This window comes from Clostridium sp. SHJSY1, assembly GCF_031626875.1.
Classification (GTDB): Bacteria; Bacillota; Clostridia; order Clostridiales; family Clostridiaceae; genus Clostridium.
The window spans coordinates 15,305-40,168 of sequence record NZ_JANDMF010000049.1 but is presented as its reverse complement, the minus strand read 5'-3'; the positions used below and the strand labels follow the sequence as shown (position 1 = coordinate 40,168).

Sequence of the window (24,864 nt, the reverse complement as noted above, 5' to 3'; positions counted from 1 at the left end):
CATATAAGAAAATGATATTTAGTTCAAAAAGGGAGCTATCGCTAACGGATATTCATCCGCTAATGCGACAGCTCCTTTTGATTTTATATATTTTAGAATTATTTTTAATGGTTAAACTGTATAAATAAAATAAACTATGAAAGGATGAAAAATATGAGTATAGGATATGCATGTCTTACTATTGGAGTAAAAGATGCTAATTTCAAAAGTTGTATACTTAAAAATGCTAATGAAGAAAAGTTACTAGAGTTAATTTCATATAATTTAAAATCTCTTGAAAATATAATTGATTATAATATTAAAAACAATATAAAATTATTTAGAATTACTTCTGACATTATAACATTTGGATCAAATTCTGTTAATAAGCTTAATTGGTGGGATATATTTAATAATGATTTTGAAAGAATAGGGAAGAAGATTCAGTCAAGTAAAATGAGAGTATCCATGCATCCAGGGCAGTATACAGTGATAAATTCTCCAAAGGAAGATGTAGTAAAAAGGTCAATAGATGATTTAAATTACCATACAAAAGTATTGGATTGTCTTGGAGTAGGAAAAGAAAATAAGATGATTTTACATATTGGTGGAGTTTATGATAATAAAGAGGAGGCCATAAATAGATTCATAACTAATTATGAATATTTAGATAAGTCGGTTAAAGATAGATTAGTTATTGAAAATGATGATAAATTGTATAATATTTTGGATGTTTTAGATATAGGAACAAAGTTAAATATTCCAGTAGTTTTTGATAATTTACATAATGATATAAATTCATCTGTTGAGCAAAGAAGTACTAGAGAATGGATAAATGAATGCAAAAAAACTTGGAAAAAGGAAGATGGAAAACAAAAAATCCACTATTCTGAACAAGACCCATTAAAGAAGATAGGATCTCACTCTAGTACTATAAGTATAGATAATTTTATGAAATTCTATGAAGAGCTAAATAGAGAAGATATAGATATAATGCTAGAAGTTAAAGATAAAAACCTTTCAGCAGTAAAATGTATTAATTGTACTTCAAAAAATGGGAATATTAAGGCGCTTGAAGAGGAATGGAGTAGGTATAAATATAAAATATTAGAAAACTCACCTAATAATTATTTAGAAATAAGACAATTGTTAAAGGATAAAAATAGCTATCCTTCAGTGGAATTTTATAATCTAATAGAGGAATCGTTGAAAGATCAAGAATCTATAGGAAATTCAATAAATGCTGCAAATCATATTTGGGGTTATTTTAAAGATGTAGCTTCTGAAAAAGAGAAGAAAAGTTTCTTGAAAATAATTGATGATTACAGGGAAGGGAATGGATCTAACAATAAAGTTAAAAGTGCATTATGGAAGTTGGCTAATAAGTATAATCAAGAGTATTTACTGAATTCTTATTATTTTGAATAGTTGACATTCTAATGTCCTATTTCTAATTTGCAAAGAGTGTATGGGTACAGAAGAAGATTATTGTATTTGAAACTTATGATAAATTTTTTTATTATTATTACATAAGTTAATCATAAAAAGAGGAGGGCATTAATGATGAAAAATTTTAAAGAAGGATTCCTATGGGGTGGTGCTACAGCTGCAAACCAATTCGAAGGAGGATGGAATGCAGGTGGAAAGGGACCAAGTACAGCGGATATGATGACAGGTGGTACTCATACTACTCCAAGAAGAATAACTCCAGAGTTAGAAGAAGGAACATATTATCCAAGTCATGAGGCTATAGATTTCTATGGACATTATAAAGAAGACATTAAAATGTTTGGAGAAATGGGATTTAAAACTTTTAGAATGTCTATAAACTGGTCAAGAATCTTTCCAAATGGTGATGAGCTAGAACCAAATGAAGAAGGTTTGAAATTTTATGATAACGTATTCGATGAACTTAAAAAAAATAATATAGAACCGTTAGTAACTATATCTCACTATGAAACACCTTTTGGGCTTACAAAGAAGTACAATGGATGGGCAGGGAGAGAAGTAATAGATTGCTATATAAGATATTGTGAGACAATATTTAAGAGATATAAGGATAAAGTTAAGTACTGGTTAACATTTAATGAAATAAATTGTTTAACAATGCCACTTGGAGCATTTATGAGTGGTGGTATACTTATGAATGGAGTAGAAAATACTGATTTTTCAATGAATGTTAAAGATAATCCTCAATTAAGATTCCAAGGATTACATCATCAATTTGTTGCTAGTGCAAAAGCAGTAAAATTGGGACATGAAATTAATCCAGATTTCAAAATAGGATGTATGATTGCATATATGACATTCTATCCATATTCATGTAATCCAGAAGATATATTATTAACTCAACAAAAAGATCAAATAAATAATGGCCTTTGTGGGGATGTCCAAGTAAGAGGATATTATCCTGCCTTTGCGAAACGTTACTTTGAAGAAAATAATATTCAGATAAATATGGAAGAGGATGATGAAAAGATACTTAGGGAAGGATGTGTAGATTTCTATTCATTTAGTTATTATATGTCTAATGCGGTAAGTACTGATCCGAATAATCAAAATACTGCAGGAAACTTAATGGGAGGAACAAAAAATCCATATTTAAAAGCTTCAGATTGGGGATGGCAAATTGACCCTAAGGGATTGAGATGGACTTTAAATCATATTTATGATAGATATCAAATTCCAGTAATGGTAGTTGAAAATGGGTTGGGTGCAGTAGATGTTATAGAGGAAGATGGATCAATTAATGATGATTACAGAATTGATTATATAAGAGATCATATTGTAGAAATGAAGGAAGCAGTTAAAGATGGAGTTGACCTTATGGGATATACTATGTGGGGATGTATAGATTTAGTAAGTGCATCTACAGGAGAGATGAAGAAACGTTATGGATTTATATATGTGGATAAAAATAATGAAGGAAATGGAACATTAGAAAGAAGACCTAAGAAAAGTTTTTATTGGTATAAGAAGGTTATTGAATCTAATGGAGAAAGTTTAGAATAAAGATAATTGCATTTATAAATGGTTAATCAAATTTTCATTTGCATTTTTTACAATATCTGTTTACAAAGTGAAATTCTATATGTAAAATAGGGAATGGACATATTAGTTTTAAATTTTGATTTAAGAAAAATATTAATTTATTAAAAATTAAGATGAATATATAGTGTGCTTACTGAATAATAAAAGAATATAGAAAATTATTATGTAAAGGATAAGCATATATTATTTACTGAAATAGAATATATCTATTTATAACTTAAATTAATCTTATGTTCTTTTTTTGTCATAAAGATTTAAGTACATACTCATTTTAATTATAATAGGGGGATATTAAAAAAATGCAATATGAATTAGTTGAATCAATACCAAACAGTAGCCAAGTAATTTATGATTTTAAAGGATTTGATAATTGGCAATCTATGAATAAGATTGTCAATATAATAAAGGAAGATATTAAGCCCAATAAACTTACATTTAGTGGTAGAGTAAATTTTGATGGTTATTTTGAAAAAGATGGACTACAAGTTGAAGTTCATCAGGATGAAACTAAAAGGACTTATTTAGAATTTAGAGGTCAAGAGTCAGAAAAGAATTTTAATAAGATAAGAGTTTGGGCAAAAGTTATTTTTAGTGAGTTAATGTATGATGAATTAGAGCAAAAAGTTTAATTTTTTCTTTAAATAAATGTAGTGGATTTTTATATAAATCTCACTACATTTTTTTTAGTGTTTATCTAATAAATTTTTTTCAAGTGGCTCAACAATATTCTTAATCACTAAATTACTAATATTATCAGCTATATAGTGGGTTAATTTTAAAGAACTACGACCCTTATAAATTTCATCATTAAATTCCATCCCAACCTCGCTAGAAAGTTTAGTTTTTAATTTTTCAAGTTCTACTTTTGATTTTGGATCTAATGGTTTTTTACTCATTATATAACACCTCCATATAAAGTTAGTGTTATATTTTTGTGTGAAAATATACTTAAACTAATTATTAAATGTGAAAAAATCTTTTATCACATAATTACCAAAATGTTCACATAGTTACAGCAATTTATTGAAGAGGTTTTTTGAGAATGGTATAATTTTCAAAGTTAATTTACTATAACTTACATATAGTATAAAGAATGGTGATTATATGTTTTAAGTATAAAACTTTTAAGTAAGCGCGCGAGTTTAGTACAAAATAACATTAAAATCAATATGTAAGTTAAAAGTGATAACAAATTTTTTTAAAACCTAGGAGGTAAAAATGTTGAACAAACGGAAAAAGGTAGTGTCAATGACTTTAATATTTGCCATGATTTTTTCTCTTTTAAACTTGGCCATAACATCTACAGCATTTGCAGATGATAATGGTGGACCAGAAGGTCCAGGAGGTCCAGGTGGAGGACCGTCTACATCCCAAACAACCACTACAAAGACAAGTGAGAAGTATGGAAATTGGAAGTTTACAGTTACAACAACTACAGACAGTTCGGTATCACCATCAAAAGTAACTAAGACAGCTAAAATAACACAGTATATTGGAACTACTGATACAACAGTTGTTGTTCCAGGTGTTCTTGATGGAGCTACTGTAACAGAAATAGGTTCACAAGCATTTGCACGTCATGGAGAAATTCTAGCACTTTATGTACCAAATGTAGTTAAAACAATTGATTCGTGGGCATTTTATGATTGTAATAGTGTAGCAGTTGTAAGTATTGCTAATGCTGATGTAAATTTAGATACAGGTGCATTTCAAAGTAACCCAAATGTAGTTGTGTATTTAAACTCAAGTTATAGTGATGAAAATACTAATAAACTTGTTAGTGTTCTTGGAAGCAGTGATAAAGTATCTAGAAAAGGATACACAGGAATAACTGTAGATATTAAGGATTCAGAGGATAGTGATTCTTATACAGCAGTAGATAAAACACTATATGGTACCTATGGTGAATATTTAAGTGTAAATTCATATCCCATTGAAAAAACTAATATTAGTATAATATCAAGGGGAACTGGATGCACAGTTGATTCAGGAAATTTTGAAAATAATATTTATACTTACACAATAAGTGGAGATCTTACAGGAGTTGTAGATTACACATCAAGTGCAACTGTTGCAGATAGTCTTAAGGATAAGGTTAAAGTTAAGGAGTTAAATAAGACTTTTAGAGTATTAACAGCTGAGGAAGCATCTACTCTTAATGGAAAAATATCATCTGATTCTAACTATAGCACAGTAAAAAGTAGATTTAATTTTAATGAAGGTTACTATATAAATGGTAATCAAGTTAAACTTGATTCTAAAAATGTTACAGCATATGATGCAGAAAAAGGTGATGTGATTTATTCCCTTGTTAATGGAACTGTAACTAAGGGAGAGCTTATGGATGCAAATTACTATGATAGTAACCTTTACTACAAATATATAGCATACAAAGATACTGATAATGATGGAGATGTGGATGTTATATATTATTCTCCTTTTGAACTATCTGCAAATGAAGATACTGCAGCAATTGCAGATAGTAATGTGTATTTAAATGGGTTAAGTTCGCAAAAAGAAATGAATCCAGTATACTATTCATTTGCAAACTCTGTAATTACAGCAGATGGAGAAGATTTAGAATATACAAGCCCTTTAAGCCTTAAATCTACAGATACTTCATTTAAATATACTGATAAGGATGGAAATAGTCAAACTTACAAAGGTGACAGTGTTTTAGGGAAAACAAATGAGGAACGTAGCATTCTTTGGGCTACAAATTATGGTAATTTAACAGTAAGTCAGCTTAATGCTAAAAGTAACTCTGTTGGAAACTGGGCTAAGATGTCATATGAAGCTGGTTTATCAACTTATAATCCTGAGATTGTTATGCAGTGGGGCATGAATGCAGTACTTTATGCAACACAAGGTGGAACTGTTACACTTGGTAAAAAAGGTGGTAGTGAACATAGTTCTATTGCAGCAACTGGAGATGGTGCAAATGGTGTTATTGCAGCTTGTGGTGGAGCAGATTTAGGAAGTAATACTGCTAAATCTTCAACATCTAAGGTTTATGTTTATAACACAGATTTTAATCTTGAAGGTTGGAATAACCATGTAGCTGATTGTGTATATGGTGGATATGCATACCTTGAAAATGTTACAGCAAAAACAGGAAGAAAAGGTTCATATGCAGTAGGACAAGGATCTTCTTTAGCAAATGATTTTGGTAATGGAGTTGTTGAAGTTAATAATTATAAAGCTACAGTTTATGGAAATCGTTCTGCTGGTGCATATGTCATTGGAAGTGGTGTGATTTCTGGGGACAAAGCAGAGTTAACTTCTTATGCAGATGCAGGAGCAGTTATTGCAAGTGGAGGAACTTATCATTTGAGCAACAGTGAAATAAAAGGTGTTATGGGAATTAAAAATCGTGGCGGTGCAAAAGGAACTTCTGATATATCAAACTCAACTATAACAGCATTTAAGGATTATAGTGAATATACTATAGGTGATAAAGCTAAGTCAGCTATGGAAGCGTGGAAAACTGCAAGTGGAAGTTATGCTCTTGCATATTACATGATGAGTGATGAAACAATGACTATGGGCAAGCTGTGTGAAAACTATAATATTACAGGTGAGACTAAAACAACATTATATAATACTCTTGGTAAACTTGAAGGAGCAACATATACAGATAATAAGAAAATACGTAAGAGTGTTTTAGATAATACTTATTATAATTATTCCGCAGGTTCATATACTGGAAGTACTGATTTTTCTGATATTCCATATTTAACAGTAGGTAGTAGTTATGGTGGAAATACAAATTCTATATTAGATTTTGAAGCATCAGGAACAACATTAAATCTTACAGGAAATAAGTATATTAATAAAAATACAAGTGATTATGATTATCTAATTTCCTCAGAAGCAGGATCTTCGCCTACTATTAATTTTATTGACAGTAATGGAACTGTTAGTGGCATAGTGTGGAATGAAGGAACTGTTAACAGAGCTGTAGAAGGTAGAGGTGGAAGTAGAACATCATCAGTAACAGCAAACTTTAAAAACTCTAATTTTGAAGGAAGTTTTGCAGATGGTAATAATGGTCTTTGGAATGGAAATTCAGAATATACAAATAATGCAGGAAATGTAACAAAACTTAATGGAAATTATTATGGAGCAGAAGCAAACTGGGGGATAACTGCATCTTTTGATGCTAATTCAAAATGGAATGTTACTCATGATAGTTATGTTGGAACTTTGACAATTGAAAACTTAGATAATGTTTCTTCTGAGAAACCTGTTAAAGTTTACTATAAAAATCTTGGAACTGGAACTGATTCAAGATTAACTAATGGAACAGTAAAAAATAATATAACTTTTGTACTTGAATAAAATTAGGAATCCTGTCAACTGAAGTAAAATAATGTATTTTATATTACAAGTTGTCGGAAAGAAATTTTAATATATTTTAAAAACTTTTATTCAACACGTGTTTACAATATCGAATTTTGCGTGTAAAATATATTAATAGGTTTGGGAAAACTAGAAAATTTTAATTTAGCAAACGATATTTTCATAATAAAATTTTAAATGAATGGAGATATCAGTATGTTTAAATTAGATTATAAAAGACTTAAGTTGAAAATTTACCATAGAAAGGACAAGCGCTATTAAAAGATGAAGTTGTAATGAAATACTTTATCTTTAAGATAGGTGCGTTGTCCTTTTTTTATAGAATAGAAATAATGCACAATTTACAATATTAATAGGTAATTAGATATAAAATGTGAACTATATAGTGTGAATTGTATGTTTTAGGGAGGGATTGAACTTGAATAATATTAAAGTAAGTGTCTATGAGAAGAATAAATATACAAATTATATTGAAAATAACAGTGATAAGAATATAGAAAAAAATGATTTAGAAGAAAGATTATTAGGAGTGCTTGGGTTATTTGATGTAAGCTATGAAGGTATAGAAATTAATGATATTGTTATATCTTCTAAAATAACTAGTTGTGCAAAAGAAAAAAATGAAAGTTACAATAGTGATGAAAAATTAATGAAATTTATTTTAAATGATTCTTGGACTTTAGCTGAATGTATAGATCAAGAGATATCTCATTCTAATATAGTAAATGGACTTGCCTATTGCAGTGCAAATAATTTTTTATAAAAAAATGAAATTGAACTAAAACTATTTAAGAAGTATAATGATAATTTATTAGTAGACCCTATAATTTAATAGGGTTAATAATAAAAGAAAGGAAGGTGGGAATATAGGAAGATATAAGTATCTATCCTATTATTAAAATGGAGAAACTAGGTATATGTGGTTGGTTATCAAGAGAAGGAGAGTTTTATGGATGTGGGGAGTCTAAGCACAATCTTTTAGCATCACAGTTAGAAAAAGGATTAGGCTTAAAGTTATTTGATGAAGAGAAAAAGATTTATCTTCATGATACAGCATTATTAGAAGCTTTAGGATATGTAAAATTTACTCAGTCTACATATGGATTTGAGAATGAATGTTACAATAATCAATTTTTATTGTTCTTTGGTACAAGATTTTCTTATCCACAAAGAAAATGGATGGAGAAAAATATATGCAAAATGTCACCACACCAAAAATCAGAATGTAGGCAAAGATTAACATTAGGATATTGATGGTACAAAGAAAAAAAGAAGAGGGGTAATATGTTAAAAATAGCAAAAGATATTTTATTTGGAATATTGATTAATATATCAATAACAATTATAGAATTTATTATTACATTACCATTTGGAGAGCCAGGAAATTTTACAAAGGAAGGTTATACATATTTTATAAGTAGAGAATTATTGTTAACATCTTTGCCAGTAGTTTTATTAACATACATGTTTACATGGATTCTTAAAACAAAAAGTAAAAGTGAAGCCTTAAGAAGAAGTATAATATGGACAATAATTATATTTTTAAACTATTTATTAATTGGTATTGGTAATAAAAATTTGGGAGAAATTTTTGGAGGTATAGGAGTATATGTCTTGTTAATAAGTTCATTTGTGGGGCCTATTATTTATTCAAAAAACGTTTATAAAACCCAGTAGTAAAGCGTCTTAAAGTTTACTATTGGGTTTATTTATTCTGTATAAAATAATGTTAAAATAAATTTATCATAAATAGTATTATTTTTGTCTTAAAATAAAAAGATTTACTTAATTTAAATTAATGAGTAATTTTGTATATTTTATGAAATGGATATTTATTTAATTTAAATGTTATGAGAATATAGAGTTGTAAATATTAAAGATATAGGGGGAAATAATAATGAAAGCAAAGAAGATAATTTCATTGCTAGCAGGTTTAGTATTATCAATAAGTATGCTTGTTAGCAATAATAGTTGTTTAGCAGTGGTAAAGGCGGCTGACAAAGTTAATGTCAATTTAATTAAGAACGGGTCTTTTGATAAGAACTTAAAAGGATGGGGAAACTTTACAGCTGAAGGTGGTGATGGAGAAGTATCACTTCAAGATGGCGCGCTTAATGCACAGGTAAATAAGTGTGGAAGTGTATCCTATGGTATGCAAGTATATCAGGATGGATTCAAAATGTACAAGAATGGGAAATATCATTTGGAGTTTGACATAAGTTCCACAGTTGATAGAAAAATGGAATTTGCAATTCAACGTAATGGTGGAGATTACCGTTCATATACTTATGGAAAAATAGATGTGACTAAAGAGGTACAAAAAGTATCACAAGATTTTGTTATGACAGAAGAAAATGATAAAACACCAAGATTAGTTTTTAATATAGGGAATATAGGACAAGAGCTAGAAGCACATTCTATTAAAATTGATAATGTTAAATTAGTTCTTCTCGATGATACTGGGGTAGTAGGTAATGAAGATGATGCTCCAAAAGTAGAGCAAAAAATAGTTTTAAATCAGGTAGGGTATAAACCAGAAGATAAGAAAAAAGTTGTATTTAGAGCAACTAGCGAAGATTGTAAATTTAGGGTTATTTCAACTAGTACAAAAGCGGTTGTTTATGAGGGGGATATTAATGGGTCAATTAATAATGAAGCGGCTGATGAAATAGATAGATTTGGAGATTTTTCATCTGTAAAAACACCAGGTAATTATACTATTGAAACTAATGGATTAGGCACTTCTTATCAGTTTACTATAGCGGAAGATGCTTATAAAAATGTATTTAAAGATGCAGTTAGATTCTTCTATTTGCAAAGATGTGGAGAAGAAATACCAAAAGATTTGGGCGGCAAATGGACTCATCCAGCTTGTCATACAGACCTTGCAACAATATATGGTACAGATCAAAAAATAGATGTATCTGGTGGATGGCATGATGCAGGTGATTATGGACGTTATGTAGTGGCTACTTCAAAGGCAGCCGCAGATCTCTTAACAGCTTATGATGATAATAAAGCAGCTTTTGGAGATGATTTTAATATTCCGGAAAGCGGAAATGGAATTCCAGATGTTTTAGATGAAATAAAATATCAGTTGCAATGGATGTTAAAAATGCAAGATCAAACAAGTGGAGGAGTTTATCATAAAGTAACTTGTGCTGGGTTTCCAGGCCATGTTATGCCAGAAGCTGAGAAAAATGAACTTATAGTATGTCCTATTTCAACAACTGCAACAGGAGACTTTGCAGCAGTTATGGCAATGGGATATGAAAGTTTCAAAGATATAGATTCAGCACTTGCTGAAAAATATCTAACAGCAGGAGAAAAGGCTTGGGAATACCTTAAAGATAAACCAAATACTCCTGTTTCAAATCCAGCAGGTATTGTTACTGGTGAATATGGCGATAGTGATGATAGTGATGAAAGATATTGGGCAGCAGCTCAGCTTTTCAAAGCAACAGGGAATAGTAAATATGATAATGCATTTAAAGCTTTAGCAAATGAAAAGATTAAATCTGGATTTGGATGGCAAAGTGTAGGGGATTATGGTAATATGGCCTATATATCAGCTAAAGATGCTGACCAAAATGTAGCTGGAAATATCAGAAATTATATTGTAAATAAGGCACAAAATATTGTGGCATTAGATAAAAATGATGCATACAATATTTCTAATGGAACAACAGGTTACTGTTGGGGTAGCAATATGGATGTGAACAATAATGCTATATTCCTTGCAAAAGCTTATAAGATTTTTCCTAATGAAGAGTATTTGGATTATGCAAAAGAGCATTTGAACTACTGTTTTGGGAAAAATTCATTAGGTAAGTGTTTTGTTTCAGGCTATGGTACAGATTCTATGAAAAATCCACATCATAGACCTTCTATTGTTCAAGGATTAGCAGTACCAGGTATGATTGCAGGTGGACCAAATAGTCGTTTAGAAGACACAACAGCAGCAGATAATTTAGAAGGATTACCTCCTGCTAAGTGCTATATTGATGATAAAGAAAGTTATTCTACCAATGAAGTAGATATTTATTGGAATTCACCATTTGTTTGTGCTATGGCTGAGGTTGATAGAAATTAGAAAAGATTCTAAATAATCTTTATATGGATTAAAGGAGATGTCATTAATTAAATGATATGCTCCTTTAGTTATATTTAGCGGAATTATTCATATTATCTGAAAGATTTCTATGAGAGTGTTTTAAGCTTTTAAACAATAGGATATAATATAATAAAAAAGTTAATATACGAATGATTAAAAAATAGATTTCATGTAGTAATATAAATGTTAAAAGGAATTGGTAACAGTAATGAATTATGATGTTAAAAAATTATCAGATGATTTTGAAAGAAAAGTTGATTTCTATAAAAAACAAAAGGGAAATGAGTTAATTAGAACTGGAAAAATACAAAGAATACAGGAGAATCAATATGCAGGTGAAGAGATAGAAGTTAATTCTATAGTTTTCTCTCAAGAAGATTACTCTTATTATCATGTGGATGTTTTTATAGACTGCAAAACTAGCAAAATTAATGGAACAAATTGTGATTGCTTAGATTTTTATAAGAATGGAACTTTTAAAGATATATATATATGCAAGCACATAGCAGCTGTTTTATCAAAATATATAGATTTAAAGATTGTTAAAGAAAAAGAAACTAAAAATAAAATTGAAAATATGGGACAATATATATTGGATGAACTTATAAACCTTAATAAACCAAAAGAAAAAATTAACTTAGTGGTTAATTTAAGCCATAAAAATTTTCGCGGATATTATCAAGTGGATTTTAAAATTGGAAATAAAAAGATGTATGTCTTAAAAAATATAAAAGATTTTATAAAAGCCAAGTATGAAAATGAAGGACTTACTTATGGAAAGGATTTTACATATTTCCCAAATGAGCATATATTTAATGAAATAGATGAAAGTATAGTTGAGTATATAGAAGAAGCATTAGCTATTGATAATTTATATGGATATAACAATGGATTAATTGATGGAAAATATATAAACATAAAAGATACCTCTCTTAGACGTTTTTTAGAAATGATTAAAGAAAAAGGGATAACATATGACTTACAAAAGGTAAAGATTATTCAAGAAGATGTTCCAATAAAAATTGATATTAATGAAAAAAATGAAAAATATATTATCAGCATGTTTGGAGATTCTTTAAAAGCACTCACTTCTAAGTATGATGTTTTTCTATTTGGAGGAAATATTTATTTGCCATCAAAATCACAAATGAAAAGCTTTGAAATATTTTATAAGTATTTTGAGGAATTTAAAAGATTAGAATTTAGAAAAGAAAAAGCACTAGAAATGTTTAATACTGTAATGCCTAAGTTAGAAAATATAAGTTCTCATATAAAAATAGATAGTAAGATAGATAATTTAGTAAAAAGTGATTTAAAAGCAGAATTCTTTTTAGATATAAGAAAAAAAGGAGTTGTGTTAGATATCAACTTAAAATATGGTGAAGAAACATTAAAATATTTTAATAGTACAGATAAAAAAGAGAAAATTATAATACGTGATACAAACAAAGAAGAAAAAATTTTAGATATATTAACTAATCTTAATTTCACTTATGAAAATAATATATTTATATTTAATGGAGATGAATATGCTTTATATTTATTTTTATCAGAAAAATATAAAGAATTAGAAACACTTGGTGATGTTTATTATTCAGATAGATTTAGAGAAAGAAAAGTTTATTCTACTCCTAGAATAGAGGCAAATATAAAGGATAGAGAAGATGGATTCTTAGATTTTACATTTAACATAGATGAAATATCCTCTAAGGAATATAAGAGTATTTTAGATGCTTTTAAAAATAAAAGAAAATATTATAAGTTAAAAGATGATAGTTTTATAAATCTTGAGGGGGAAGAAATTCAGGACTTTTTAGCTTTAGTTGATGAAATTGCTGGAACAAGTAAAGATGGAAGTGTAAAGCTGCATAAAAATAAGGCTATTGTTTTAAATGATTACTTAGAAAATAATAATTTATCTTGTGTTAAAGGAAAGAATATAGTAGAGAATATTTCAAATAAGGTTTTGGATTTAAACAATCTTAATTATATTCTTCCAAGTAATCTAAAGACTGAATTAAGAGATTATCAAATAATAGGATTTAAGTGGTTTAAAAACTTAAGCTATTTAGGATTAGGGGGAGTACTAGCTGATGAGATGGGATTAGGAAAAACAGTTCAAACTATTTCATTTCTATTATCAGAAGAAGGAAAAAAATCTTTAATAGTTACACCAACTTCATTAGTATATAATTGGAAGAATGAATTTTCTAAATTTGCCCCATCCTTAAGAGTGGGTATTATCCATGGCAATAAAAATGAAAGAGAAAAAAACATAGAAAATATGGATGAGTATGATGTGATTCTAACCACTTATGGTACTTTAAGGAATGATGAAGAAAATTATAAAAAGTTGAAATTTGATTACTGTATACTTGATGAAGGACAAAATATAAAAAATCCATTAGCTCAAAGCACAAAGAGTGTAAAAAATATTAAGGCAAAAACAAAGTTTGTATTAACAGGAACACCTATTGAAAATAACTTAATAGAGCTTTGGAGCATTTTTGATTTTATAATGCCAAATTACTTATATAATACCACTACATTTAAGAAAAGGTTTATAAATAATCATGATACCACAATTGAACTTCAAAAATATATAAAACCTTTTATGCTTAGGAGATTAAAGAAGGATGTTATTACAGAATTGCCAGACAAGATAGAGAAAAATTATTATGTTGAACTTTCCAAAGAGCAAAAGAAAGTATATGGAGCATATGTAAATAACATAAAAGAGAAAATGGAAGATGAGAACTTTCAAGGAGATAAAATAACTATATTCTCTTATTTAACAAAGCTTAGACAATTGTGTTTAGATCCATCTATAATAATGGAAAATTATAAAGGTAGAAGTGCAAAGATGGAAGAGGCTATTAATATTATTAAGGAAAATATAGAAAATGGGCATAAAATTCTTTTATTCTCACAGTTTACATCTGTGTTAGGTAACATTTCTAGTGAATTAAGCAATAATGGAATAGAGCATATGTATTTAGATGGAAGTACAAAAGCAAATAAAAGACTAGAGCTTGTAGATGAGTTTAATAATAGTGATAATTGTAAAGTGTTTTTAATTTCATTAAAGGCAGGAGGAACAGGCCTTAATTTAACTTCTGCAGATATTATAATACATTTTGATCCTTGGTGGAATCCGGCAGTAGAAGAGCAAGCTACAGATAGAGCTCATAGAATAGGACAAAAAAATGTTGTTCAAGTATTTAAGTTAATTTCAGAAGGAACTATAGAAGAGAGAATTATAAATATGCAAGAAGATAAAAAAGCTCTTATAAATGATGTTCTTGATAGTGATTATAAGAGTGAAAATATACTTTCATCCCTTTCAAAAGAGGAGCTTATGGAGTTATTTGCATAACATATTATTATATAGTCTTCAAGTGAGGATATTTATTTCTTACTTGAAGATTAGTATATAAGTTATTTTTTCTTTAAACTTATTTTAAAATTAATTCGATAAAATATTGTTTTTTAATACTATTGTTGACATAATTAAGTTAGTGAATATAATGATAATATAGGGATTAAAATTTGATATAATTTAAATTTATAAAAAAATGTAATATTGATAGTTGTGGGAATCTATTAGTTGAAGTACTAATAGATTTTTTTGAGTCAAAAAATATTAACCTTATCAGTATTTGTTTTAAGGGGGGAAAAAGAATAATTAATGCAAAATTAGATTAAATGAAAAGTATCAATTCTATTGTAACTCTATAAATATTTAAATCCCAATAAAAAGTTATTGTAACAATTAAATGTTTTTTAAACTATAAAAATGTAATTATATTTACAAAAAAAATAAAGTACAAAGGAGAAAAATAAATGGAAGGCATTAAACAGAATAAAAGATTACTTAAGGTAATTATTCCTGTGGCAGCTGTGTTGATAATTATCTTTGCAGGATTTATAGGATATAAAGTTATGAAACCAACGCCTGAAAAAACAGTACAAAAATATTGTGATTACCTAACTAATAAAGAATATGATAAGGCTTATAAAATGCTATATAATACAGATAATGATTTTATGAGTGAGGAAATGTTTGAGGCATCATTAAAAAGTATAGATTTTAAAGGATATGCTATAAAAGATACTAATAATAAAGATTATGGTTTAGATGTAAAGCAAGAAGAAAAAAGTGCTAGCTACGAAGTTCAAGTTCAAGGAAAAACTTATTATATAGAGATGTTACAAAATTCTAATGGTCTTATATTTAAAGATTACAAAATTGATGCTACAAAATTAGCTGATAAATGGACATTTACTGTTCCTGAAGGCACTGAAGTTTATATTAATAATAAGAAAATTGAGAAAGCAGGAAATACTAATAATAAGAGTAGCTATGGAAAAGATAAGTATGATTCTAAAAAGATAGATATTAGTGTGGATAATATATTTAAAGGCCATTATGATTTAACACTTAAATTAGATGGTGCTGAAGATATAATTAAAGAAGATGTAGATTCAGGGGAGAAAATAATTACAGATTTCAAACCTAAGCAAGAATTAGTGGATGAATTAGATAAAAAAGTTAAGGAATTTTTAAATGCTTATTATAAGAACTCTGATTTGAGTAATTTGGTAACAAGTAATAATAATTTACTTAGTAAAAAAAGAAGTGGTGATGATGTTTTAAGTGATATAAATATTAAGAATATAAAATTAAAGGGAAGTAATATTGCCAGTCTTGATGTGACATATACATGCCAATTTTCTATTTGGGGAACTAAATATAGTGAAGAGAAAGAAAAAGCAATAAATTTGGAAAAAGAAAATGACAAATGGGTTATATCTTTTTTTGATGTAAATTAAATATACTATTTAAGATGAGTAAGGAGAATAAACAAATGAATAATATAACAAATAATAAAAAATTACTTAAGATAATTATTCCTACTGCAATTGTATTGATAATTATAGTAGCAGGATTTATAGGATATAAAGTTATGAAACCAACGCCTGAAAAAACAGTACAAAAATATTGTGACTACCTAGCTAATAAAGAATATGATAAAGCTTATAAAATGCTATATAATACAGATAATGATTTTATGAGTGAGGAAATGTTTGAGGTATCATTAAAAAGTATAGATTTTAAAGGATATGCTATAAAAGATACTAATAATAAAGATTATTTACAAGAGTATTTGAAAAATAGTGGTGTGGATATTAAAGAGGAAGAGAAAAAAAGTGCTAGCTATGAAGTTCAAGTACAAGGAAAAACTTATATAATAAATATGTTACAAAATTCTAATGGGCTTCTATTTAAAGATTATAAAATTGATGCTACAAAATTAGCTACTAAATGGACAATTACTGTTCCTGAAGGTACTGAGGTTTATATTGGTAATAAGAAGATTGATAAAGTATCAAATACTCATTTTGAAAGTGGTTATGATAAAGTTTATGATTCTAAAATTGCTGAGTATACAACAAATAATATTTTTTATGGAAATTATGATGTAACTCTTAAGTTAGATGGAGCTGAAGATATTGTTGAAGAAAATGTACAAGCAGGAAAGAGTCCATCTGAAAAATTTAAGCCTACCAATGAATTGTCAGAACAATTAAAAAAACAAGTTAAAGAATTTTTAACAGCTTATTATAATAAGGATGATTTAAGTAAGATTGTTTCAAGTGATAGTAAGATAATTGAAGATTATAAAGGGTGGCAAGAAACCTATAAAAAGGCAGTTGAAACTTTAGAGAATGATTTAACTTTTAGTGATATAGATTTAGATGACAAAACTCATGTAACTGTAGATGTAAAATATACAATTAATAGTACAGTTTATGGGAGTCCAGAGAAATATAAAAAAGATAAAACAATAAAATTTAAAAAAGTAGATGGAAAATGGGTTGTATGCGCTTTTAGTATATATTCATAGTATAAAAAGATTGTTTCGCCAGTAATATGTAGAAACAATCTTTTTTATTGAAAGAATATTTAATTTTCATATTACTTATTAGTAAGTGCTTCTTGAAGTGTATGCCAAGCAAGAACAGCACATTTTACTCTAGCTGGCATATTTGAAATATTTTTAAAAGCCATGGCATCTTCTAATGCATACAATTCTTCTTCATCTGTAATTTCTCTTTTAATCATTCCAATAAATGTTTCAGTAAGATTTAAAGCTTCTTCTATAGGTTTTTCTTTTATCAAATCTATCATAATAGAAGTAGAGGCTTGTGAAATAGCACATCCTTGACCTGTAAAAGCTAAGTCTTCTATAATATTATCTTTTAATTTAAGTTCTAAAGTTATTTCATCTCCACAACTTGGATTATGGCCTTTTTCGTGAATATCTGGATCTTCAAGTTTTCTTTTGTTATGCTTTGATGTACTATGTTCCATTATTAATTCTGTATAAATTGCATTTAAATCCATATATAACTACCTCCATTTTGAAAACATTGCATATGTTTTTTCTATTGCTTCAATTAATTTATCTACATCTTCTTTTGTATTATACAAGTAGAAGCTAGCTCTGCAAGTTGCATTAATGCCCATAAATCTCATTAAGGGTTGAGCACAGTGATTACCTGACCTTATGGCAACATTATGACTATCAAAAACTGAGGCAACATCATGAGGGTGAACACCTTCAATATCAAATGAAATAACACCACTTCTATGATTTATATTTTTAGGACCATATACCTTAACATATGAGAGAGAATTAAGTTTTTTTAAGGCATATTTCATTAATTCATTTTCTATTTTAGAAACTTCATCAATACCTATACTATTTAAATAGTCAATAGCTGCACCTAATGCAACAGCACCTTCTACATTTTGAGTTCCACCTTCAAATTTAGAAGGAAGTTCAGCATAGGTAGTTTCTTGTTCATAAACATATTCAATCATATCTCCACCAACTATATATGGAATCATATCTTCAAGTAATTCTTTTTTGCCATAGACTACTCCAAGTCCCATTGCACCTAAAAGTTTATGAGCTGAAAATACTAAAAAATCTGCATCTAATTCTCTTACGCTTACCTTCATATGAGGTACACTTTGAGCCCCATCAACTATAACTTTAGCTCCCATAGAGTGTGCATAATCTATAATCTCTTTAATTGGATTTATAGTTCCAAGAGCATTAGATACATGAGTTATGCTAACTAATTTAGTTTTTGGAGTTATCTTATTTTTTATTTCATCTTGTGTAATTTCACCATCTTCATTTACATAAATGTATTTTAAAGTAGCTTTTTTAGCTGTTGCAACAAGTTGCCATGGGATAAGGTTAGAGTGATGTTCTGCAATTGAGATAACAATTTCATCACCTTCATTTATATTGTTCATACCATAGGATGAGGAGAGTAGATTAAAACCTTCTGTGGCATTTTTAGTGAATATAATTTCTTTTGTAGATTTTGCATCAATAAAATTTCTAACCTTTTCTCGAGCAGTATCATAAGCTTCTGTAGCATCTATGCTAAGTTTATATGCACCTCTGTGGGGATTGGCATTATTAGTTTTATAATAATTTTCAATAGCATCTATAACCTGAGTTGGTTTTTGTGTTGTTGCAGCACTGTCTAAATATATTAATCGGTTCCCATTTTCATCAGCCTTTAAAATGGGGAAGTCTTCTAAAAAATTTCTATTATTCATTTTTTAAACTCCTATCTACTTCTTCTAAGATTTCTTCAATTATAGCTGAATCACTAATTTTATCTATTATTGGATTAAAGGCTGCTCTTACAATAATAATTTTTGCTTCATCATAACTTAATCCTCTAGACATTAAATAGAATAGTTTATTTTCATCAATTCTTCCTGAAGATGCTGAATGTTCTCCTGAAATATCATCTTCTCCACATAGCAGTATTGGCATTGCTTTTGCTCTAGCTTCTTTTGAAAGAAGCATGCAATATTCATCTTCTGCACCTACACTTTTTGATGATCCTTGTTTAAAATCTAATGTACCTTTAAAAGATTTTTTTGCCTGACCTTGTAGAGAACCTTTAACATTCATGTTTGATTTACTCTTTATTCCTGTGTGAGTAATAACATAGTTAATATCTATAATTTTCTTATTTCCTCCCAAATAGATAGAATCTATATTGGAAGTTGCTCCTTCATTTTTCAAATCAGCATGATAATTAGTAATGCTGTATTTACTACCAAGATCTACTGAAATAAAGTTAACTGTTCCTAAATTGTCTACATCAGACATATTAGAATCAAAATGTATTGTATTTTCATTTAATAAGTTAACCTTAGTTACTTTGAGTTGGCTATTTTTCTTAGAATATATTGTAGTAATTCCATTATGATATCCACCAGAACTATCTAGGGATTTGTACTTAACTATAATTTCTGCCTTTGAATTTTCTTCTCCAACAATAATTAAGTTATCAACTAATGTTTTATTATCTTTATCAAAGTCAAATTCTAAAATTAATGGATCTTTAATATTTTTACTGATTGTTATTAGAAGACCTTTGTTAAAGTTTTCTCTACCCTGCTTTATAAGTTCTTCACTTGCTCCATATATAAAATCTTTACATATAGGGAAAAGATTTTTATTTACTAATTCTTGAATATTAATATCATTATTTTGGTTTTTAATTTTTATATTATTAAACTCTTTAATATCTGGAGTATTTAATTCTCCCAGGCTTATATCATTAATGTTAAGCCAAGACTTTGTCCTTGCAGGAGTTTTATTTAAATTATTAAAATTTATAGCTTCCATTAATATCACCTACCCAATACTTCCTTCTAATTCTATATTGATTAAATTATTCATCTCAACTGCATATTCTAAAGGTAATTCTTTTGATATAGGTTCAGCAAAACCTCTTACAATCATAGATTTTGCTTCATCTTCACTTATACCTCTAGACATTAAGTAGAAAATAGATTCATCACTTATCCTACCTATTTTAGCTTCGTGTCCTATTTCTACATCATCATTTAATATATCTATAACAGGAATAGTATCTGATTTAGATTTATTATCTAGCATTAAGGATTCACAAGATACCATAGACTTGGAATTATAGGCATTAGAGTTAACCTTTAAAACACCTCTATAAGTAGCTTTACCACCATTTCTTGAAATAGATTTTGAGTTAATTGTTGAGGATGTGTTTGGAGCAGCGTGTATAACTTTTGCTCCTGTATCTAAGTTTTGGCCTTTACCTGCAAAAGATACTCCAGTGAATTCTGCTCTTGCACCTTCACCTTTTAATATGCTCATAGGATAAAGCATTGAAATTTGTGAACCAAAAGAACCTGAAATCCATTCGATAGTTCCATTTTTTTCAACTATTGCTCTTTTAGTATTCAAATTAAGCATATTCTTTGACCAGTTTTCAATTGTGCTATATCTAAGGGTTGCACCTTCTTTAACATAAAGTTCAACACAACCAGCATGAAGATTGGTTACACTATATTTAGGGGCTGAACAACCTTCTATAAAGTGAAGTTTTGCACCTTCATCTACAATTATTAATGTATGTTCAAATTGTCCTGCACCTGGAGAATTTAACCTAAAGTATGATTGAAGGGGAATATCAACATTAACACCTTTAGGAACATATACAAATGAACCACCTGACCATACAGCTCCATGAAGTGCAACAAATTTATGGTCATTAGGAGTTACACATTTCATAAAATATTCTTTAACAATATCTTCATGTTCTCTTAATGCTGTTTCCATATCAGTATAAATAACACCTTGTCTAACTAAGTCTTCTTTTATGCTATGGTAAACAACTTCTGAATCATATTGAGCTCCAACACCAGCAAGGGATTTCTTTTCTGCTTCTGGAATTCCTAAAAGATCAAATGTTTTCTTTATATCTTCAGGCACCTCATCCCAAGAACCAACTAAATTACTTTTTGGGCGTACATAAGTTACTATGTTATCCATATCCAATTGATCTAAAGATGGTCCCCAAGATGGAAGGGACAACTTATTATATATATCTAAAGATCTTAATCTAAAATCTCTCATCCAATCAGCTTCATTTTTTTCTTTTGAAATAGTTTCTATTATTTCTTTAGTTAATCCCTTTTGAGATTTAAAACTAAAATTATCTTTATTTTTTATATCATATATTCCTCTGTCCATTTCTTCTATATAAGTCTTTTTTCTATTTTCCATATAAATTCACCACCTTTAATTAGCTAAATTTTCTTTATAAACTTCATATCCATTTTCTTCTATTTCCTTAGCTAAGTTGCCATCACCAGTTTTAACTATTTTGCCATCAACTAAAACATGAACATAATCTGGCTTTAGATTTTCTAATATTTTTGTGTTATGGGTTATGATTAGAACTCCGTTATCTTCATTTGAGAACATTTCTATTCCCTTAGAAACAATTCGTATAGCATCAACATCTAAACCTGAATCAGATTCATCTAAAATAGCAAGTTTTGGTTGAAGAGTAAGCATTTGAAGTATTTCATTTTTCTTTTTTTCACCACCAGAGAATCCTACATTTAAGTATCTCTTAGCATAGCTTTCATCTATTTTTAATTCTTTCATGTTCTTTTTTAAATCAAGATCAAATTTAAAATGTTTTAGGACAGTTCCATCACTTGATCTTTTAGCATACTTTAAAAAGTTTTCTACAGTTATTCCTGGAATTTCTTCTGGATATTGAAATGACATAAAGAGTCCTTTCTTAGCTCTTTCATCAGTTTTTAGGTTATTAATATTTTCACCATCAAATTCTATATTCCCATTTAGTTTTTTATATTTTGGATTGTTCATTAATGCATTAGCAAGAGTAGATTTGCCAGCTCCATTAGGGCCCATTATTACATGAATTTCTCCTTTATTAATTTCAAGGTTTAAACCTTTTAATATTTCTTTTTCATCTGCTTCTATTCTTAAGTCATTAATTTTTAATAAATTATCTTTCATTGAAAATCACCTCAAATATTTATCTAGTTCTATATATAAATTGAAAATTTAATGTGTATTTAAAATACACTTTTATATTAGCATATGAAAATTTAATGTGCAATATAGATACACATTTAATTTTCTAATATATAAATATTTTTTTCTGATATAATTAATAATAATCAGTAGATATAAGGGGCGTGAGAATATGAACTTATCAAAGTTTTCAGATTATGCTTTTAGAATTTTAATATATTTAGCAGAAAATCAGGAGAAATTATGCACAGTAGAAGAATTGGCTTCAAGCCTTGGAGTATCAGAACATCATATAAAAAAGATTGTTCATCATTTAGCTAAAACTGAATATATAACTTCAACCAAAGGAAGAAATGGTGGACTTAAGCTTGGTATGGAGCCTAAAGATATAAATCTTGGAAAAATTTTGATTATTACTGAAGAGAATTTAAATGTATCAGAATGTTTTTCCAGTGCAAAACATGGATGTAATTATTCTACATGTAAATTTAAATCCATATTAGGAGAGGCTTTAAATGCTTTTATTGATGAAGTTAGTAAACACACACTTCAAGATATTTTATAATTATTTTAAATTTATCTAAAGTTAAGTGCTAATAAAAAACACTAGAACTGGCATGAGTTCTAGTGTTTTTTAGATTTTGTGTATATATATAATAATTATTAAGGGTTAACTTTAATTTATTGAATTTGGCATTGTAATCCATTAAGACTGAAGCTAGTAGGTTTGTCTGTTGATCCATTGCAGTTTATATTGAATCCAAAGGTAGCAGTTCCACCATTGGCAGCAATGTGTCCATTGAAACCAGCATCTTTTACTGATACATTATTTCCAGAAGTTGTATAGCTTCCACACCAAAGGCTAGCTAAGGTTTGCTTTTCAGGAAGAGTCCAATTCAATGTCCATCCATTTATATCAGTTTTTCCAGTGTTCTTTATTGTTACATTAACAGTAGCTCCATCACCCCAACTGTTAACATTATAAGATACAACAACATCACTTAAAGGTGCTACAGAAGAATCAGCAGTTGTTACTGTTAGAGCTTCACTTGCTGGAGATACATTACCAGCTGAATCTTTAGCTTTTATAGTAAAGCTGTATTCAGTAAGAGAACTTAATCCTGTAACTGTAAAGTTTGTTGATGAAGTTGATCCAACTAAAGTATCACCATTATAGATATCATAACTTTCAACTCCTGAATTATCATTTGAAGCAGTCCATGAAAGACTAACAGAGTTGGATGTTTTAGATGTATTTGTAAGTGCGGTAGGTACAGTAGGTGCTTCAGTATCAGGAATTCCACTTGTATATTGTTTTAGCCACTTTAGAGCTGGACGTGGTTCTCCTGTTGATGTAACTAAATGAGTACCATCCTTCCATGTTTTACCTTGAATGTATCCCCATAATGTTACACCTTTTACAGATGGATGTTCCCAAAGAACAGGAAATTTTTCCTTATACCTTGCCAGTTGAGTAGCATCATCACCAGTCATATCAAGTTCTGATACATATATTGGTAGGCCAGTTGTATCTAGTGTATTTAACACATTTTTCATTGTGCTTACAGAAACAGTGTCCATGTTAAATTGATGGCATTGTATTCCGATTCCATCTACAAGACCTCTATCTTTAAGTAAATTTATAATACTAACATATTGCTTTGCAGCAGCTGGATTGCTTATAATTCCATATTCATTAATAAGCAATTTGGAATTTGGGAATGCTTTTCTAGCTTGTTCAAATGACCAAATAATCCAATCCCATCCTGTAGTTCCATCACCACCAATTGCATCTTTATATGCTGGTTTTGCATGTAATGGTTCATTAACAACATCAACAAATTGTGAATCAGGATATCTTTCGCCTGCTGCTTGTATCCATTCTTCAACTTCTCCTTTTTGATCATCAGCAGAAAGTGAAGTTATCCATTTTGGTTGTTGGCTTCCCCATACTAGGTTATGGAATTTGAATGGGAAATTATGATCCTTTGCATATTGATAATCTTTATCTGCCCAATACCAACTCATATTATCTTGAGTTTGTTCTACAGATCCCCATTTGGTTCCATTTTCTGGAGTTACTTGATTCCAGTAAGTAGCAAAGTCTGAAGGCGCAACATTATCAAATATATTTCCTAAGAACTTTGTACTAGTTGTAGGAATTTCTTCTGCATGAGCCTTAAGGGGTAATACCGATGATAGAATGCAAATAGGCATTAACACAGTAATCAGCGTTTTTGAAATTCTTTTTCTTAACATAATTATCCTCCCTATATGGTTATATTTTGTATAATATGTAATATTGTATCATAATAGGAGATAAATACATTGCTGTTTCAAGACTAAATATGTGGTAATTCACGCTTTTTTTTATACTAAGAAGTTTAAATAAAGATTTTTAGAAAATTCTAAATAATAGGA

At 28.6% G+C, this 24,864-nt stretch carries 19 protein-coding genes; 12 read left to right on the top strand and 7 right to left on the bottom strand.

The genetic code is table 11. The features are described from left to right. The first annotated feature begins 153 nt into the window (after positions 1-153). The 3 genes from uvsE (at position 154) to NNC19_RS19015 (ending at position 3,659) form a co-directional block, all read left to right on the top strand. Positions 154-1,407: a UV DNA damage repair endonuclease UvsE gene (gene uvsE / locus NNC19_RS19025; protein WP_310940270.1), complete on the top strand. Its 1,254-nt coding sequence runs from the start codon at positions 154-156 to the stop codon at positions 1,405-1,407. 132 nt (positions 1,408-1,539) lie between these two features. Continuing rightward, positions 1,540-2,991, top strand: a complete 1,452-nt coding sequence (locus NNC19_RS19020) for a glycoside hydrolase family 1 protein (protein WP_310940269.1) — start codon at positions 1,540-1,542, stop codon at positions 2,989-2,991. A 338-nt stretch (positions 2,992-3,329) separates the two neighbouring features. Further along, positions 3,330-3,659 (top strand): hypothetical protein, encoded by a 330-nt coding sequence (locus tag NNC19_RS19015; protein WP_310940268.1) that lies wholly within the window; start codon positions 3,330-3,332, stop codon positions 3,657-3,659. Positions 3,660-3,713: 54 nt separating this feature from the next. On the opposite strand, the gene NNC19_RS19010 is transcribed toward NNC19_RS19015, so the two are convergent. Beyond that, positions 3,714-3,926 (bottom strand): small acid-soluble spore protein, encoded by a 213-nt coding sequence (locus NNC19_RS19010; RefSeq protein WP_310940267.1) that lies wholly within the window; start codon positions 3,924-3,926, stop codon positions 3,714-3,716. 322 nt (positions 3,927-4,248) lie between these two features. Between NNC19_RS19010 and NNC19_RS19005 the strand changes: the two genes are divergently transcribed. From NNC19_RS19005 to NNC19_RS18970, 8 genes are all read left to right on the top strand, one after another. Continuing rightward, positions 4,249-7,371: a leucine-rich repeat protein gene (locus tag NNC19_RS19005; RefSeq protein WP_310940266.1), complete on the top strand. Its 3,123-nt coding sequence runs from the start codon at positions 4,249-4,251 to the stop codon at positions 7,369-7,371. A 439-nt stretch (positions 7,372-7,810) separates the two neighbouring features. Beyond that, positions 7,811-8,155: a hypothetical protein gene (locus NNC19_RS19000; protein WP_310940265.1), complete on the top strand. Its 345-nt coding sequence runs from the start codon at positions 7,811-7,813 to the stop codon at positions 8,153-8,155. Positions 8,156-8,292: 137 nt separating this feature from the next. Continuing rightward, the gene (locus NNC19_RS18995) at positions 8,293-8,646 is read left to right on the top strand and encodes a hypothetical protein (RefSeq protein WP_310940264.1); all 354 of its coding nucleotides are present in this window, start codon (positions 8,293-8,295) and stop codon (positions 8,644-8,646) included. Between the two features lie 30 nt (positions 8,647-8,676). After that, a complete protein-coding gene (locus tag NNC19_RS18990) occupies positions 8,677-9,069 on the top strand; it encodes a hypothetical protein (RefSeq protein ID WP_310940263.1) in 393 nt (130 codons plus the stop codon). A 220-nt stretch (positions 9,070-9,289) separates the two neighbouring features. Next, entirely contained in the window at positions 9,290-11,485 is a 2,196-nt protein-coding gene (locus tag NNC19_RS18985) for a glycoside hydrolase family 9 protein (protein WP_310940262.1), read from the top strand. Positions 11,486-11,714: 229 nt separating this feature from the next. After that, positions 11,715-14,882 carry a DEAD/DEAH box helicase gene (locus NNC19_RS18980; protein WP_310940261.1) on the top strand — a complete coding sequence of 1,056 codons (3,168 nt, stop codon included), beginning with the start codon at positions 11,715-11,717 and terminating at the stop codon, positions 14,880-14,882. Between the two features lie 467 nt (positions 14,883-15,349). Continuing rightward, positions 15,350-16,339 (top strand): hypothetical protein, encoded by a 990-nt coding sequence (locus NNC19_RS18975; RefSeq protein ID WP_310940260.1) that lies wholly within the window; start codon positions 15,350-15,352, stop codon positions 16,337-16,339. A 35-nt stretch (positions 16,340-16,374) separates the two neighbouring features. Beyond that, positions 16,375-17,415 (top strand): hypothetical protein, encoded by a 1,041-nt coding sequence (locus NNC19_RS18970; RefSeq protein WP_310940259.1) that lies wholly within the window; start codon positions 16,375-16,377, stop codon positions 17,413-17,415. 71 nt (positions 17,416-17,486) lie between these two features. Here the strand turns inward: NNC19_RS18970 and sufU are convergent, their stop codons facing one another. From sufU to sufC, 5 genes are read right to left on the bottom strand one after another with little or no spacing between them, the layout of a single operon-like run. After that, a complete protein-coding gene (gene sufU / locus NNC19_RS18965; protein WP_310940258.1) occupies positions 17,487-17,915 on the bottom strand; it encodes a Fe-S cluster assembly sulfur transfer protein SufU in 429 nt (142 codons plus the stop codon). 6 nt (positions 17,916-17,921) lie between these two features. Then, positions 17,922-19,151: a cysteine desulfurase gene (locus NNC19_RS18960; RefSeq protein WP_310940257.1), complete on the bottom strand. Its 1,230-nt coding sequence runs from the start codon at positions 19,149-19,151 to the stop codon at positions 17,922-17,924. After that, positions 19,144-20,238, bottom strand: a complete 1,095-nt coding sequence (sufD, locus tag NNC19_RS18955; RefSeq protein ID WP_310940256.1) for a Fe-S cluster assembly protein SufD — start codon at positions 20,236-20,238, stop codon at positions 19,144-19,146. The genes NNC19_RS18960 and sufD overlap by 8 nt, the downstream gene beginning before the upstream one ends. Positions 20,239-20,247: 9 nt before the next feature. Next, entirely contained in the window at positions 20,248-21,657 is a 1,410-nt protein-coding gene (gene sufB / locus NNC19_RS18950) for a Fe-S cluster assembly protein SufB (RefSeq protein ID WP_310940255.1), read from the bottom strand. 15 nt (positions 21,658-21,672) lie between these two features. After that, a complete protein-coding gene (gene sufC, locus NNC19_RS18945; protein WP_310940254.1) occupies positions 21,673-22,425 on the bottom strand; it encodes a Fe-S cluster assembly ATPase SufC in 753 nt (250 codons plus the stop codon). 190 nt (positions 22,426-22,615) lie between these two features. Here sufC and NNC19_RS18940 point away from each other — a divergent pair, with 190 nt between their 5' ends. Continuing rightward, complete coding sequence (locus NNC19_RS18940) at positions 22,616-23,008, top strand: Rrf2 family transcriptional regulator (protein WP_310940253.1); 393 nt, start codon at positions 22,616-22,618, stop codon at positions 23,006-23,008. A 116-nt stretch (positions 23,009-23,124) separates the two neighbouring features. Here NNC19_RS18940 and NNC19_RS18935 read toward each other — a convergent pair whose 3' ends face one another. Then, on the bottom strand, positions 23,125-24,702 hold the full coding sequence (locus NNC19_RS18935) for an endo-1,4-beta-xylanase (RefSeq protein ID WP_310940252.1): 1,578 nt from the start codon (positions 24,700-24,702) through the stop codon (positions 23,125-23,127). Positions 24,703-24,864 lie beyond the last annotated feature (162 nt).